The organism is Lentzea sp. JNUCC 0626 (genome assembly GCF_043632865.1).
Taxonomy (GTDB): Bacteria; Actinomycetota; Actinomycetes; order Mycobacteriales; family Pseudonocardiaceae; genus Lentzea.
Window position 1 is genome coordinate 3,562,565 of the sequence record NZ_CP171635.1, and the last position, 14,140, is coordinate 3,576,704.

General features: G+C 69.9%; 13 protein-coding genes. 3 read left to right on the top strand and 10 right to left on the bottom strand.

What is annotated here, in order from left to right; all coding sequences use genetic code 11:
* Positions 1-33: 33 nt before the first annotated feature.
* On the top strand, positions 34-1,119 hold the full coding sequence (locus JNUCC0626_RS14985; RefSeq protein WP_394620353.1) for an ROK family transcriptional regulator: 1,086 nt from the start codon (positions 34-36) through the stop codon (positions 1,117-1,119).
* Here the strand turns inward: JNUCC0626_RS14985 and JNUCC0626_RS14990 are convergent.
* The 3 genes from JNUCC0626_RS14990 to JNUCC0626_RS15000 all read right to left on the bottom strand — a co-directional run bounded on the left by JNUCC0626_RS14990 (position 1,082) and on the right by JNUCC0626_RS15000 (position 3,540).
* Entirely contained in the window at positions 1,082-2,125 is a 1,044-nt protein-coding gene (locus tag JNUCC0626_RS14990; RefSeq protein ID WP_394620354.1) for a DUF1684 domain-containing protein, read from the bottom strand. The two genes, JNUCC0626_RS14985 and JNUCC0626_RS14990, sit on opposite strands and share 38 nt — an antisense overlap.
* Positions 2,122-2,877 (bottom strand): class I SAM-dependent methyltransferase, encoded by a 756-nt coding sequence (locus JNUCC0626_RS14995; RefSeq protein ID WP_394620355.1) that lies wholly within the window; start codon positions 2,875-2,877, stop codon positions 2,122-2,124. The genes JNUCC0626_RS14990 and JNUCC0626_RS14995 overlap by 4 nt, the downstream gene beginning before the upstream one ends.
* A 90-nt stretch (positions 2,878-2,967) precedes the next feature.
* Positions 2,968-3,540, bottom strand: coding sequence for a helix-turn-helix domain-containing protein (locus JNUCC0626_RS15000; RefSeq protein WP_394620356.1), 573 nt, complete (start codon positions 3,538-3,540; stop codon positions 2,968-2,970).
* Positions 3,541-3,588: 48 nt separating this feature from the next.
* On the opposite strand from JNUCC0626_RS15000, the gene JNUCC0626_RS15005 reads away from it, so the two are divergent.
* On the top strand, positions 3,589-4,887 hold the full coding sequence (locus JNUCC0626_RS15005; RefSeq protein WP_394620357.1) for an MFS transporter: 1,299 nt from the start codon (positions 3,589-3,591) through the stop codon (positions 4,885-4,887).
* On the opposite strand, the gene JNUCC0626_RS15010 is transcribed toward JNUCC0626_RS15005, so the two are convergent.
* From JNUCC0626_RS15010 to JNUCC0626_RS15025, 4 genes are all read right to left on the bottom strand, one after another.
* Complete coding sequence (locus JNUCC0626_RS15010; protein ID WP_394620358.1) at positions 4,874-5,929, bottom strand: FAD-dependent oxidoreductase; 1,056 nt, start codon at positions 5,927-5,929, stop codon at positions 4,874-4,876. The two genes, JNUCC0626_RS15005 and JNUCC0626_RS15010, sit on opposite strands and share 14 nt — an antisense overlap.
* 105 nt (positions 5,930-6,034) lie before the next feature.
* On the bottom strand, positions 6,035-7,177 hold the full coding sequence (gene dgoD / locus JNUCC0626_RS15015; protein WP_394620359.1) for a galactonate dehydratase: 1,143 nt from the start codon (positions 7,175-7,177) through the stop codon (positions 6,035-6,037).
* Entirely contained in the window at positions 7,174-7,854 is a 681-nt protein-coding gene (locus JNUCC0626_RS15020; RefSeq protein WP_394620360.1) for an SDR family NAD(P)-dependent oxidoreductase, read from the bottom strand. Before JNUCC0626_RS15020 ends, dgoD begins: the two co-directional genes overlap by 4 nt.
* 10 nt (positions 7,855-7,864) lie before the next feature.
* Complete coding sequence (locus JNUCC0626_RS15025; RefSeq protein ID WP_394620361.1) at positions 7,865-9,880, bottom strand: hypothetical protein; 2,016 nt, start codon at positions 9,878-9,880, stop codon at positions 7,865-7,867.
* Positions 9,881-9,953: 73 nt separating this feature from the next.
* On the opposite strand from JNUCC0626_RS15025, the gene JNUCC0626_RS15030 reads away from it, so the two are divergent.
* Complete coding sequence (locus tag JNUCC0626_RS15030; RefSeq protein WP_394620362.1) at positions 9,954-10,547, top strand: bifunctional 4-hydroxy-2-oxoglutarate aldolase/2-dehydro-3-deoxy-phosphogluconate aldolase; 594 nt, start codon at positions 9,954-9,956, stop codon at positions 10,545-10,547.
* Here JNUCC0626_RS15030 and JNUCC0626_RS15035 read toward each other — a convergent pair.
* The 3 genes from JNUCC0626_RS15035 to JNUCC0626_RS15045 are packed head-to-tail and all read right to left on the bottom strand — an operon-like array spanning position 10,534 to position 14,139.
* Positions 10,534-12,480: an alpha-galactosidase gene (locus JNUCC0626_RS15035; RefSeq protein WP_394620363.1), complete on the bottom strand. Its 1,947-nt coding sequence runs from the start codon at positions 12,478-12,480 to the stop codon at positions 10,534-10,536. The genes JNUCC0626_RS15030 and JNUCC0626_RS15035 overlap by 14 nt on opposite strands.
* Positions 12,477-13,301: a carbohydrate ABC transporter permease gene (locus JNUCC0626_RS15040; RefSeq protein ID WP_394620364.1), complete on the bottom strand. Its 825-nt coding sequence runs from the start codon at positions 13,299-13,301 to the stop codon at positions 12,477-12,479. Before JNUCC0626_RS15040 ends, JNUCC0626_RS15035 begins: the two co-directional genes overlap by 4 nt.
* 1 nt (position 13,302) lies before the next feature.
* Positions 13,303-14,139: a carbohydrate ABC transporter permease gene (locus JNUCC0626_RS15045; RefSeq protein WP_394620365.1), complete on the bottom strand. Its 837-nt coding sequence runs from the start codon at positions 14,137-14,139 to the stop codon at positions 13,303-13,305.
* Position 14,140 lies beyond the last annotated feature (1 nt).

Sequence of the window (14,140 nt, forward strand, 5' to 3'; positions counted from 1 at the left end):
TGTAGGCAAGACCCCTAACTAGAATCCGTTCCCGTGACCAAGCCGTCGCAGGAGTTGCTGCGCTCGATCTCCGACGAGCACGTGCTGCGGACGTTGATGTCCGCGCGCAAGCTGACGCGCGCCGAACTGGCCGTCGAAACGGGCCTGTCGAAGCCGACCGTGAGCGAGAGCGTCCGACGACTCGTCGAGAGCGGCCTCGTCGCCGACACCGGCGAACGCACCCGCGGCGGCCGCGGCAAGGGCAGGGTCGGCTCGTTCTACGGCCTCGCCGAGGACATCGGCGTCGCCTTGGTCGTGACGATCGCGCCCGACGGCGTGACCGCGGAGTGCGTCGACGCCCACGGAGACGTCGTCGGCCGCACGCACCAGCCCGCCGCCGCGGCCGACGTCGCCTCCGCACTTCCCTCGGTGGTCGCGGAAACCGTTGCGGCGCACAACGTCCGCCTCTGCACGGTGAGCGCCGCCGACCCCGTCGACCGGGCCACCGGACGTCTCGTGCACCTGCCCGACTCGCCGTTCCTGGTGGGCGAACTGGACCCGGTCGCGATGCTCTCGCCGTTGCTGCACGGACCGGTCCTGGTGGACAACGACGTGAACTGGGCGGCCCAGGCGGAGCACGCCGCCCTGGGCATAGCGGACTTCGCCTACCTGTACCTGGCCGAGGGCCTGGGCTGTGCCGTCGTGCTCGACGGCGAGGTGCGGCGCGGGCGTTCCGGACTGGCCGGGGAGATCTCGCACCTGATCACGGCCGGGCCGTCCGGCGCGACGCCGTTCATCGAGGTGTTCGGCGAACTCGGACTGCGCCGACCGGGCTCGACCGCGATCGACGTCGGGCGGTTGCTCGACTCGGACTTCGACGTGCTGGCGCGCGCGATCACCGGTGTCGTGACGGCACTCGTGACGCTGACCGATCCCGAGGTGGTCGTGGTCGGCGGGTCGTGGGGGCCGTCGGTGCTGGACGCCGTCCGGGCCGAGTGCCGACGGTCTGCGCGTCAGGTCGAGCTGGTGGCGGCATCCGTGGCTTCGCCTTCGCTGGTGGGCGCTCGGGCGGCCGCCGTGGAGTCGTTGCGGGCAGCGCTCGTCAGCCTGGCAGGCTCGCGTACTCCTCGATCCTCGTGATGAGGCCGTCCTCGAAGCGGAAGTAGACGGCCGCGTCCACTTTGAACAGTCCGCCGTCCTTGGTCGCGACGTTCACGACGTGCTGCTGCAACACCTCTCCGGGCTGTTCGAACTGCCTCGTGATGTCGTAACGCATCGACTCGATCGGTGCGATCTGCGCTTCCATGCCGGCGATGTTCTCGCCGATGCCGGAGTCACCCTTGCCGTCGTTGTGCCAGACGGTGGCGTCGGCGGCGCACATCGCCCTCGCCGCAGCCCACTCGCGGTTCTCGAGGTGACGCAGGTAGGTGGTGGCCTTGGCCGTCAGGTCGTACATGAGCGCTCGTTCTCCTGCTTCGACGCGGATCGGGAGGTGGTTGCCGGGCGGGGACAGCGGGCAGGTGAAGACGGCCGGCACCAGGTGGTGGTGCGAGAGGGTGGCCTGGTTGAAGTCGACCGTCAGCCTCGTGCCGGGTTCTTGTTGTGGCAGCACGAGCCACCGACCGATGCCCGGCGTCTCGGTGCCGTTGGTCTCGTCGGTGAAGACGACGAGTCGTTGGCCCGGCATGGTTTCGAGGACGGCGAGCACGTGCTCCTCACCGCCGATGGTGACGGCCAGGTCGACCGGCGCCAGGACCTGCTGGGTGGTGCGGGGTGCGGTCAGGTGCTCGACGTCGACGTGCCGATCCTCTTGTGCCGCCCGGAATTCACCCTCGAAGACCCAGGCCGGGTCGTAGGGGTAGGTGTCGATGCCTTGCAGGCCTGACTGTTCCAGGGCCTTGTCGTCCTTGACGACCACGCCGTAGAACCCGTCGGCGCCGCCGGTGAGGGCCGTGCGGCCGTCGGGGAGTTCGGTGGCGCCGGTGACTTCGGTGCCGTTGTGGGTCAGGGCGCCCTCGATCACCCGCCACTGTCCTGGAACGCCGGGGAGTTCCACCGGCTGGTCGCTCACCGTGCCCTTGGCGACGACCTTCACCTTGTCGGTGATCTCGGCAAACCTGGCTTCCCGCCACTGTTCGTAGGTCATTTCCTCGCCGTCCAGACGGTGCGTTCGGTGTGCAGGGCCAGGTCGTCGCGGCTCAGGGCGGCTTCCACGGCCTCGGGGGCGAGTTGCCTGCTCAGGACCGCGCGGGCGTAGCGTTCGACGGCCGCCGACCGTTCGATGTGGACGGTGATGGTGCGTTCGTCCTCGACGGTGAAGCCTGCCTCGGCGAGCTTCGGCCCCCAGTCGGCGCCGCGGTGCGGGAGGCGTTCGTCGGGGCCGTCCGGGGCCTGCTCGGGGAAGAACTGGGGCATGCCCGCCAGTTCGATGACGGCCAGGACACCGTTCGGGGCAAGGGTTTTGTGGAGCTGGGCGAGGGTGTGGGCCGGGTTGGCCATGTGGTGCAGCGACGCCGACGCCCAGATCAGGTCGGGGGTGCCGAGGTCGGGCCAGTCGGTGTCGAGGTCGGCCAGGACGGTGTGGACCCGGTCGGCCACGCCCCGTTCGCCTGCCTTGGCGCGGAGCCGTTGGAGGTGTTCCACGGACGAGTCGACGGCGGTGAGGTGCGCCTCGGGGAAGCGGGCCAGCAGGGCGAACGTGCCGGCGCCCGTGCCCGCGCCGAGGTCGACGATCTGGGCCGGGCTCGTCACCGGGAGGCGGTCGATGATGTCGGCGGTGTGGGTGGCCAGGAGTTCGGCGTCCAGGTCGAGGATCTCCGCCTGGTCGACGCTGTCGGCATGGCTGTGACCATGGCCGTGTCCGTGGCCATGCCCGTGGCCGGTTCCGTGTTCGCTCATGGCCCCAACGTAGATCGACCATGCGCCTCGTGCACGGCCTCTTGCGCAAACGGCAAGAAGCTCAGCTCGCCCGGTGCCGCCCGCGCAAGATCACGCCCTCTGCTTGTCGGCGTGGTGGCCGCGACGCGCCTCCCGGTCGAAGATGCCGAGGATCTCGCACGGGCCCCCGGCCGTGCCGATCGCGTGCGGCAGCATCGTCGGGAACTCCGCCGCCTGGTTCGTCTCCACCCGGAACCGGCGGTTGCCCAGCAACAGCACGGCCGTACCGGACAGCACCACCAGCCACTCGCGGCCGGAGTGGGCGCGCAGCGAGGCCGGGTTGTCGGGTGGCGGGGTGGTCATCCGCTGGCGCATCACGGTCATGCCCGGCTCCGCCCTGATCGGCCAGCGCATGGTGCCGTGGGCGCCGTCGAGCATCGGGCTGACGATGACATCGTCGGTGTCGGTCTCGACGAGTTGGTCGAGTGACGTGTCCAGGGCGCGGGCCAGGGTGACGAGCTGATCCAGCGCCAGGCGGCGCTGGCCGTTCTCGATGCGGCTCAGCGACGACGGGCTGAGCTTCGCGCGGGTGGCGAGTTCGTCGAGCGACCAGCCCTGGGCTACGCGGAGGGCGCGGATCCGCTTGCGCACGAGGCCGTCCAGATCGCCGTCTTCTTGCGTCATGCGCACGATCGTATGTCTCTCAAGCAAACCACGCCTAGCTTCGGCCGCATGACTCGAACGAAAACCCTGGTCGCGGTGTGCGTGGCCTTGATGGCCGTGATCTCGTCGGTGACCGGCCTGAACGTCGCCCAGCCGCACCTCGCCGCCGAGTTCGGCGCGTCGCAGAGCACGGTGTTGTGGATCATCAACGGGTACGTGCTGACGCTGGCCGCGTTGTTGTTGCCGCTCGGCGCTGTCGGCGATCGGTGGGGGCGGCGGCCGGTGCTGATCGGCGGGCTCGTGGTGTTCGGGGTGGCGAACGTCGTCGCGGGCCTCGCTCCGACGGCCGGGGTGCTGCTGGCGGCGCGGGTGGTGGCCGGGATCGGGGCGGCGACGATCATGCCCGTCACGCTGGCGGTGATCACCTCGACGTTCCCGGAGAAGGAACGCGGGCGGGCCATCGGGGTGTGGACCGGGGTCGCCGGGGGTGGCGGGCTGCTCGGGATGTTCCTGTCGGCCCTGCTCGTCGACGCGGCGAGCTGGCGGTTGCTGTTCGTGCTGCCCGTCGCGCTCGTGGTCGTCGCCGTGGCGATGGCGGTCCGGCAGGTGCCGGACTCGCGGGAGGTGCGGCCGTTCGACGTGGGCGGGGCGGTGACGTCCGTGGTCGCGGTGGCCGGGTTGATCTACTTCCTGCACGAAGGGGGCGCGCTCAGCCTGGCCGTCGGGGTCGTGGCGGCGGTGGCGTTCGTGGTGTGGGAGCTGAGGCATCCCTTGCCGTTGCTGGACATCAGGTTGTTCCGCGAGCGGTCGCTGGCCACCGGGTCGGTGGTGTTGCTGGTGGTGTTCGGGGTGCAGGCCGGGGTGTCGATCGTCCTGTACCCGTTCTTCCAGACCGTGCTGGGGTGGTCGGGGCTGGTGGCGACGGTGGCGTTGCTGCCGATGGCCGGCGTGATGATGGTGGTGTCCGGGCTCGCGCCGCGACTGGCCGAACGGGTCGGGGCGCGCGCGACGATGAGCGCCGGCATCGCGTTGGGCGGCTTGGGTTTGGCGTCCATGGCGGTGTTCGTGGACGGCGGGTACGGCGCGGTGCTGCCGGGCATGATCGCGATGGGCGCGGGCATGGGGCTGTCGATGCCGCCCGCCACCGAGGCGATCACGAGTTCCCTGCCACCACAGCGACAAGGTGTGGCGTCGGCGCTGAACGACGTCACCCGCGAGTTCGGCACGGCACTCGGAATCGCGTTGCTGGGCGCCATGGTGGCGAACTCGGTCGACGCCGGAGAGTCCTTTGTGGAGGGATGGCGAACCGCCATGTGGGCGGGTGTGGCCCTCATGGCGGTCCTGTTCGTCGTGGCTAGGCGTCGATGAGCAGGTCGAGCAGCTTCTGCGGGGCGTCGTCGCCGAAGAGGCTCTGCACCGTGACCTCGGTGTCGGCGGCGGTCTTGGCCGCACGCTCGAACATGGCCTCCTCGTAGGTCGCCAGCGCGGTCTCGACGTCGGAGTGCTCGGCCAGCGCCAACGCCAGCTCGGCGCCGTCGAGCATGGCGAGGTTGGCGCCCTCACCGTTGGGCGGCAACAGGTGCGCGGCGTCGCCGACGAGCGTCACGCCCGGCACGCGGTCCCAGCGGTGGTCGTCCGGCAGGGCGTGGTGGGCGCGCAGGACGGGCGTGGTGTCGGTGTCGAGGATCAACGACCGCAGCTCCGGCGCCCACCCCTCGAAGTGCCCCGCGACCTGGACGGGATCGGTGACGTCGAACGTCTCGAACCACTCCAGCGGCCGGTTGAACTCGACGTAGGTGTGCAGCAGGCCGCCCGCCTCGCGGTGGGCGAAGATGCCGCAGTCCTTGCCGGGCGCGAAGAGCGACCCGCCCCCGACCGCCCGGGCTGTGGCCGGGTACCGGGTGTCGGCGTCGCGGAGGAAGGTCTCGATGAACGCCGACCCCGCGTACACCGGCTTGGCATCCGACACCAACGGCCTGACACGCGACCACGCACCGTCCGCTCCGACGAGCACGTCGGTCTCCAAAGCGCGTGGGTCCGTGATCTTGCTCCCCCACCGGACCGTCCCGGCGGGCAGCGAGTCGAGCAGCATCTGCCGCAGGTCGGCGCGCTGCACCTCGGGACGTCCGCCGCTGCCGTCGTCGCCCTTCTCGAACAGGACCGTGCCGTCGTTCTCCAACACCCGCATGGCCTGCCGACCGGGCAACACCAGCCGTTGGAACTCCTCCACCAGCCCCGCGGCCTCGACGGCGATCTGCCCGTTGTAGTCGTGGATGTCCAGCATGCCGCCCTGCGAGCGCGCCGTCGGCGACTCCTCCGCCTCGTGGACGACGGACGGGATGCCGTGGACGTGCAGCACGCGGGCGAGCGTGAGACCGCCGAGTCCGGCACCGATGATCGTGACGCGCATGAAGATTCTCCCCTGGTCTGTGCCGCCTCCCTGACGGCACGACCAGATTCACTCCCCGCGCTGACAGCCCCCGCTCACCTCACTGGCACCGCCTGACAGCCGCTGTCACCACTCGGCGAACGACCCGTCGTCGTGCCGCCAGATCGGCGACCGCCACGCGTGCCCGACCTCCGCCGCCCGCCGCACCGCGGCCTCGTCCACCTCGACCCCGAGACCGGGCCCGGTCGGCCGCTTCATCCACCCGTCCACCGGCCGCACCGGCGCCATGTCGACCAGGTAAGCCGGGTCGCTGCCGTTGTAGTGCATGCCCGCGCTCTGCTCCTGGATCAGGAAGTTCGGCGTGGTGAACGCGACCTGCAACGACGCCGCCAGCGAGATCGGCCCGAGTGGACAGTGCGGCGCGATCGACGCCCCGTACACCTCGGCGAGCGACCCGATGCGCCGCAACTCCGAAATACCGCCCGCGTGCGACGGATCCGGCTGCACCACCGCGACCCCCGCCTCCAGCACGGGCTTGAACTCCCACCGCGAGAACAACCGCTCCCCCGTGGCGATCGGCACCGTCGAAGCCTGCACCACGGACGCCAGCACCTCCGCCGGAAGCTCGGGCAGCACCGGCTCCTCGACGAACATCGGCTGCACCTCCTCGAGCATCCGCACGAGCCGGCGCGCCATCGCAGGCGACACCCGCCCGTGGAAGTCGATGGCGAGATCTCCCTGCGGCCCCAACGCCTCCCGCGCCTCACGGGCCCTGGCGAGCACAGCCTCGGCGTCCGCCGGCGAAGCGATCGGGCGCATCTCCGCGGTGGCGTTCATCTTCACGGCGCTGAAGCCCGCCGCGACCTGCCGCGCCACCGCGTCGTAGATGCCGTCCGGCCGGTCACCGCCGACCCACGAGTAGGCCCGCACCCGGTCGCGCACCGGCCCGCCGAGCAGTTCGTGCACCGGTAAGCCGCGTGCTTTGCCCGCGATGTCCCAGAACGCGTGGTCGTAGCCCGACAGAGCCGACGACAGGACGGGGCCACCGCGGTAGAAGCCACCCTTGCGCAGCACCTGCCACATGTCCTCGACACGCAACGGGTCCTGGCCGATGACCAGCTCCGACAGCTCGTGGACGGCGGCGCGGACGGTCTCCGCCCTGCCCTCCACCACCGGCTCACCCCAGCCGGTCACCCCCTCGTCCGTGCTCACCTTGAGGAACAACCAGCGGGGCTCGACCAGGAACGTCTCGACCGCCGTCACTTTCATGAACTGTCCTTTGCCGCGGACCAGCCGCCGTCGACCAGTAGCTCCGCGCCCGTCACGAACGACGCCGCCGGAGACAGGAGAAATCCGATCACCGAGGCCACCTCGGCCGGGTCGCCGAGGCGTCCGGCCGGGGTGGCTCGGGCACTGCGTTCCCGATCCTCGGTGGAGACCCGGTCCCATGCCGCTGTCAGCACGGGACCGGGCAGCACGGCGTTGACGCGGACGTCCGGTGCGTACTCGACGGCGAGCTGCCGGGTCAGTGCGACCAGCCCGCCCTTCGAGGCCGCGTAGGCGCCGTGTCCGGGGATGCCGAAGTGCGCGTGCACGGACGAGACGAGGACGACGGAACCCTTGCGCTGCCGCAAAGACGGCAGGCACGCCCGGAGCCCGTGGAAGGCGCCCCCGAGGTTCACAGCGAGCTGCCGTTCCCACTCGACAGGAGTCGTCAGATCCAACGCCTTGACAGCGACCGTGTAGGCGTTAGATACCAACGCGTCCACCTCGCCGTCGCACAGCTCCAGGGCCCGCTGCCACACGGCGGGATCGCTGACGTCTCCCTGCACGGCCACGTCGCCGTGCAGGTCGATGCCGACGACCTGGTAGCCGTTGTCCGTCAGGTACCGGGCCGTCGCGGCGCCGATTCCGGCCGCCGCACCTGACACCACCGCGCGCTTCATGCACGTTCTCCTAGAGCTTCTGCCGGTAGACCTTGTTGTCCGGACCGCGCACGACCGTCCACGCGGAGCCGTCCGGACCAGCAGTAGCACCGACGGCGCCGACGAGCGAGTTGCTCGGGAACTCCGGACGCTTGAACCAGCCGCCCCAGGCTCCGGCAGAAGAGTTGATCTGCCAGAGGGTGTAGTCGCTGGCCCGCGCGAACAGGTAGATGCGGTCGGCGTACTCGACGAGGGTCGGGCTGCCGGAGATCACGCCTCCGAGTGACGTCCACTCGCCGCCCGCGACCGGGCGCACCCAGACGTTGTCGGCGGCGGTGCGGACGGCGACCTGGCCACCGGCCACGCTGGGCCTGCCGTAGATCGGGGCATCGCCGGGAGCTCCGAGTGAGCTCCACACACCAGAAACGTACTTCCAGACCTTGCCGTCCTCGCCGCGAGCGACCACGGTGCCGTCAGCAGAAACCGAGGGTGCGTCGGTGAGCTTGCCGCCCAGCGACTTCCAGGAACCCCATCGTCCGTTGTGGAGGGTGCGCTGCCACAGGCGGTTGTCCGTCCCGCGCACCGAGACCTCGACGTCGGACCCGACCGTGCGGACGGCGGGCTGACCCTGGATGGCCTTGCCGAGCGACGACCACTTGCCGTCGCGCTGCACTCGCAGCTCGCCACCCGTACCGCGAGCGAAAACGAGCGCCGAGTCACCGACACGCGCGATGGCGGGCGATGCGGTGGCGTCGGTGCCGACAGCCTCGCCGGGTACGAGGTCGGTGCCGCGCAGCTTGAACATCGCGGTGCCGTGCGCCGGAACGGTGACCGTCACCTTGTCGGTCACAACGCCCCGGTCGGCGCGAGCGCGCAGGTCGCGCACCGAAACCGAACCCTTCAACCCGGCGTCGGCGAGATTCACGGTCATCTCGGCGGGCACGTCGCGGCGGTTCAGCAGCACGACGGAGCGTTCGCCCTTGCGGGACAACACCTTGCTGTAGACGTCGGTGTCACCGGTCGAGGCGACGCGGACGCCCTGGATGGCCAGCGGGTCCTGGTTGACCGCGAGGATCTCCGGGTTCTTCAGCGTTGAAATCATCGACGCGGGCAGGGTGCGCGGGTCCGAGCCGATGATCAACGGCGAGGACATCTGCGCCCACATGACGAACTGCGAGGTCGACTCCTCCTCGTTGAGCTCGTAGGTGCCCTGCTGCGTCTTGCGCATCGGGATCAGGTAGTCCGGGTCGTTGTAGCGGCCGGGGCCGTTGGACTCGGGGTGCGCGGCGTTGCGATCCATGTTGCGCAGCACGTCGCGCCAGATGCCCTCGTACGGCGTGCCGAACGCGATGTCGGTGCTCGAACGCCAGGAGTCGCCGACCAGCGGGCCGAACGTGTAGGAGAAGTCCGCGGTCTGGTCGGGGGTGTGCGGGACGCCCCACTCGTCGGTGACCGGGTTGCAGATGTTGAGGATCATCGGCCGCCCGGCCTTGCGCAGCGCCTTGCTGAAGTCCGCGTACGCCTGGGCGGGCTTGAGGTTCGCCGCGATGCCGCACAGGAAGTCGACCTTCACGAGGTCGAACTTCCAGTCGGCGAACCGCTTCGTGTCCTTCTCGTAGAAACCGCCGCCACTACCCGCGGCGCAGTTCTTGCCGTCGGACGGTCCGGCGTCGGTGTAGATGCCCGCCTTGAGGCCCTTGGCGTGCAGGTCGCGGACGAGCTTCGCGAGGCCGCTCGGGAACTTCGCCGGGTCCTCCTGGAGGTTGCCCTGGGCGTCGCGCGGGGTCGGCGCGGTCCAGCCGCCGTCGATCGCCACGATCTTGTACCCGGCGTCGCGCAGGCCGCTGCTGACGAGGAAGTCCGCGATGCTGCGGATGTCCTTCTCCGTCGGGGCGCCGAGGCCGTAGTAGGTGTTCCACCCCATGTACGGGGTCTTCGCTGCACCGCTGTCGTAGTAGGTGGGCGCTCCCTGGTCGTCACCTGCGTATGCGGGTGTCACCACCAGGGACATCAGGGCGACTGCCAACGCGACTCTGCGAACCGACATGGTCGTGAGCCTCCCTCCTGCTCGCCCTCAGGTCAAGAATAATTCGTAATTTATGTGTAGTAGGCTGGCGCCTGTGAGCTACCGCTACGAGATCACCCAGGCAGTCGTGCGGCAGGGCATCATCGCGATCATTCGCACCGCCGACACCTCCTCCGCTGTTCAGGCCGCCGTTCCGTTGCTGGACGCGGGCATCACGTCGCTCGAACTGCCGTTGACGAACCCCGGCGCGCTGGACGCGATCCGGCAGCTGCGGGCCGACTACCCGGACGCCACGATCGGCGCCGGGTCCGTGCTCGACGAGGCCTCCGCCGTCGCCGCCGTCCGGGCCGGCGCGCAGTTCCTGGTGGCGCCCAACCTCGACGCCGCCGTGATCCGCGCCGGACACCGTTACGGCGCCGCCGTGCTGCCCGGCGCGGGCTCCGTCTCCGAGGTCGTGCAGGCACTCGAAGCCGGTGCGGACGCGGTGAAGGTGTTCCCCGCGCCCACCCCGCAGTGGGTCAAGGACGTGCTGGCCGTGCTGCCGTACGCACCGCTCGTGCCCACCGGTGGCGTGGCCCCGGCGGACGTGCCGCAGTGGCTCGCCGCCGGTGCCGTGGCGTGCGGGGTCGGGTCGGCCCTCGCCCGCACGCCTCTCGAAGAGATCAAGGCCCTGATCAAGCAGGCCTGAGCACCACCACGTCGGCGTCGTGCGAGGCGGTCCAGTCGAACGGGACGCCGACGTGGGTCAGGTGCGCCGCCGAGTACACCTGGCCGTTCTCGTCCACATAGGACTCGGCGGTCAGGTCGCGCAGCCGCACCCGGGACGACTGGCCGGGCACCATCGGCACCCCGGTCAGCGAGCCCGTGTTCCACGCCAGCACGACGACCCGGTCCGCCGCGCTGTACTGCACGGCGTCGCCGAGCAACCGCACCTCACCGCCGTGCACGACGTCACGGATGTCCTTGTAGCGGGCGATCAGCCCGGCCGCTTCCTCTCGCTCGGCAGCAGACCAGTCCCCCACGTCCGCGCCGATGCCGAGCACCCCGGCCATCGCGAGCACGAACCGGAACCTCAGCGAACGCGGGCGCGCGTCGAAGAAGCCCGGCGCATCCGTCACCCACGACGACATCAGGTGCGGCGCGTGCATGTGCAGGAACCCGTGCTGGATCTTCAACCGGTCGAGCGGCGCGGTGTTGTCGCTGGGCCACACCACGTCCACCATGCCCGTCGTGGCCAGGTCGGTCCGGCCACCGCCGCCGGCACAGCCCTCGACCAGCACGTGCGGGTGGTGCGTCCGCAGGTGTTCCAGCACCCGCCAGTAGTTGCGGACGTGCGCGTTGTCGAGCTCGCCGGAGCGTTCCGTGGCCGGGCGGTTCATGTCCCACTTGAGGTAGCTGATCCGGTGTTCGGTCAGCAGCCTGTCCAAAGTGGAGGTCACGAACTCGTAGACCTCGGGCAGCCCGAGGTTCAGCAACATCTGGTTGCGGATGAGCGTGGGCTCGCGACCATCCATCTGGTACACCCAGTCCGGGTGCTCGGCGTAGAGCTGCGACTTCGGGCTCACCGACTCCGGTTCGACCCACAGCCCGAACTCCAGCCCGGTGGCCCGGACCTCCTCGACGAACGCGCCGAAGTCCGGCGACTCCGGGTACCAGTCGCCGAGGCCGCCGGTGTCGTCGTGGCGGCCGACGAACCAGCCGTCGTCGACCACGAACAGCTCGACGCCGAGGTCCGCGGCGATGCGCGCGAGTTCCAGCTGCTTGGGCAGGTCGACCTCGAACCCCGTGGCTTCCCAGGAGTTGTAGAGCACGGGCTTGCGCGCCGGACGTGACCGCTGCCGGTCGTAGGCGTGCCAGACCCGGGAAAGATCATCGGTCGCGTAGGCCAGCGCCAACTCGGGCGTCACGAACGTCTCCCCCGGCTCGACCACGACCGGGCCGAGCATCCCGGCACGCACGCGCGTGAGTCCGGAAGGCTCGACCTCGGCCGTGATCTCCCAGGAACCGGACCACGCCAGCGAGACACCCCACGTGTCGTCCACGGACAACCAGGGCGCGTAATTGTGCCCGGGAACGCCGTAGGAGCTGCTGATTCGGAACCCGCCCGCGGGCAGGGACACGTGGTCCAGCTGGAACTCGCGAGCCCACTCGCCGTGCAGGAACGACAACCGGGGTTCCCGCACGGGCAGGCAGACACCCGCCGAGCCGATCTTGGCGAGACGCACGGACTCGTCCCGCAGGTTGGTGACCTCGACCCACCGCGACAGCACGTCGACGGCCGGTTCTGGCCGGTAGCAGAGCACCACCCTGAGCTGAGCGACGGAGTCCACGAACGCGAGCCGGAGCACGCCGTCCTCCTCGGCCCCGCTCTCGAACGTGAGCCACGAGTCGCCGTCGATCTCCAGGTCGGCGCCGGTGAACGGACGCTCGCCGCGCGGCGCGTACTCGATCGGCGCCGCGTCGGCCTCGGTGATGAAGTGGACGTCGCCCCGGTTCGCGTAGGCGGACGGACCGACCTCCACGCCGTGCGGCCCCCACGCCACCAGCTCGGCCCAGCGGCCGCCCGGTTCGATCGCCACCGTGTAGGACGTGGTCGCCATCCGCAGCGTCCACTGGCTCATTTGACCGCTCCCACCGCGAGTCCGGAGATGAAGTGCTTCTGGAACCGCAGGAACACCGCCACGGTCGGGATCGCCGCGATCACCGACCCGGCCGCGATGACGTTCCAGTTGGACACATATTGACCCTGCAACGCGAGCAGCGCCGGGGTCACCGGCATGACGGACGAGGACCGCAGCACGGTGATCGCCCACAGCAGGTCGTTGAAGATCCAGGTGAACGCCAGCGCGGCCAGCGCCGCCAGCGCGGGCCTGGTCATCGGCAGCACGATCCGCCAGAAGATCTGCACGGGACCGGCGCCGTCGATGGTGGCGGCCTCCTGCACCTCGTTCGGCATCGCGCGCATGAAACCCTGCAGCACGAACGTGTAGAAGCCGAGCCCGAACCCGACCTGCACCACGATCAACGCGAACAGCGTGTCGTAGATGCCGAGCACCTCGGTCAGCTTCGACACCGGCACCAGCAGGATCTGCGGGGGCAGCAGGTTGCCCGCGAGCATCAGCAGGATGATCGTGCGCCGGCCCGGGATCGCGAACCGGCTGAGCGCGTACGCCGCCGCCGAAGCCAGCGCGAGCGACAGGAACACCGTCGGAACCGTCACGATGACGCTGTTCCACATCGCGCCCGCGCCGCCGTTCGTCCACGCGTCGGCGAACCCGGCGAACGTGAACGACTGCGGCACCGAGGCGAGGCCGTTGGCGGCGATGTCGTCGAAGCTGTGGACGGCGGTGACCAGGACCGCCACGATCGGCAGCAGCCAGAGCACGGAGATCGTGCCCGCCACGGCGTGGAAGACGCGGCCAGAAGTACGACTGGACATCATCTCAGTTCTCCCGGAACGCGCGGACGAGGTAGGTCACGATCACGCCGAACGCCAGCAGGAAGATGACCACGGCGAGCGCCGAGGCGTAGCCGAGCTTGAGCGACTGGAACGCGGTCGAGTACATGTACGTGCTGAGCAGCTCGGACGAGTGGTAGGGGCCGCCGCGGGTCATCGACCACACCACGTCGAACGACCGCAGCGAGTCGATCACGATCACCGACAGCACCACCGAGTTGACGCTCGACAGCTGAGGCCAGGTGATGTGCCGGAACTTCTGCCAGGCCGTGGCACCGTCCAAAGTGGCCGCCTCGTACAGGCCGGGATCGATCCCCTTCAGGCCCGCCAGGTACAGCACCATGACGTACCCGACCTGCCGCCACAGCGCGGGCACCAGCACCGCGTAGATCGCCGTGTCCGGGTCAGCCAGCGGACTCGACTCGAAGATCCCGCCCGGCTGGTAGAGCACCTGCCAGATCAACGACGTGGCGACGAGCGAGAAGACGACGGGGATGAACAGCGCGGCGCGGTAGATCCCGACGCCGCGGCGTTCCTTCTGCAGCAGCACGGCGATCCCGAGGCCGCCGACCGCGGACAGGCCGCCGAAGAGCACGAGCCAGATCGCGGTGTTCGTGACGGCGGTGTGGAAGACCGGGTCGTCGATCATCCTGGCGTAGTTGTCGAGCCCGACGAACTGGGGCGGCGAGACGCCGTCCCAGTTCGTCAGTGCGAGCCAGAAGCCCTGGATCGCGGGCCAGAAGACCCAGAACCCCTCCACCACCAACGGGATGAGCACGAACAGCAGCAGGATCGGAGGGACCCTGGTGGAGCTTCTGGTCATG

Excerpts from the sequence above, each read along its gene's own strand:
- JNUCC0626_RS14990 (WP_394620354.1), bottom strand. The coding sequence starts at position 2,125 with ATGACCTACGAACAGTGGCGGGAAGCCAGGTTTGCCGAGATCACCGAC.
- JNUCC0626_RS14995 (WP_394620355.1), bottom strand. The coding sequence starts at position 2,877 with ATGAGCGAACACGGAACCGGCCACGGGCATGGCCACGGACACGGCCAT.
- JNUCC0626_RS15000 (WP_394620356.1), bottom strand. The coding sequence starts at position 3,540 with ATGACGCAAGAAGACGGCGATCTGGACGGCCTCGTGCGCAAGCGGATC.
- JNUCC0626_RS15005 (WP_394620357.1), top strand. The coding sequence starts at position 3,589 with ATGACTCGAACGAAAACCCTGGTCGCGGTGTGCGTGGCCTTGATGGCC.
- JNUCC0626_RS15010 (WP_394620358.1), bottom strand. The coding sequence starts at position 5,929 with ATGCGCGTCACGATCATCGGTGCCGGACTCGGCGGTCTCACGCTCGCC.
- dgoD (WP_394620359.1), bottom strand. The coding sequence starts at position 7,177 with ATGAAAGTGACGGCGGTCGAGACGTTCCTGGTCGAGCCCCGCTGGTTG.
- JNUCC0626_RS15020 (WP_394620360.1), bottom strand. The coding sequence starts at position 7,854 with ATGAAGCGCGCGGTGGTGTCAGGTGCGGCGGCCGGAATCGGCGCCGCG.
- JNUCC0626_RS15025 (WP_394620361.1), bottom strand. The coding sequence starts at position 9,880 with ATGTCGGTTCGCAGAGTCGCGTTGGCAGTCGCCCTGATGTCCCTGGTG.
- JNUCC0626_RS15035 (WP_394620363.1), bottom strand. The coding sequence starts at position 12,480 with ATGAGCCAGTGGACGCTGCGGATGGCGACCACGTCCTACACGGTGGCG.
- JNUCC0626_RS15040 (WP_394620364.1), bottom strand. The coding sequence starts at position 13,301 with ATGATGTCCAGTCGTACTTCTGGCCGCGTCTTCCACGCCGTGGCGGGC.
- JNUCC0626_RS15045 (WP_394620365.1), bottom strand. The coding sequence starts at position 14,139 with ATGACCAGAAGCTCCACCAGGGTCCCTCCGATCCTGCTGCTGTTCGTG.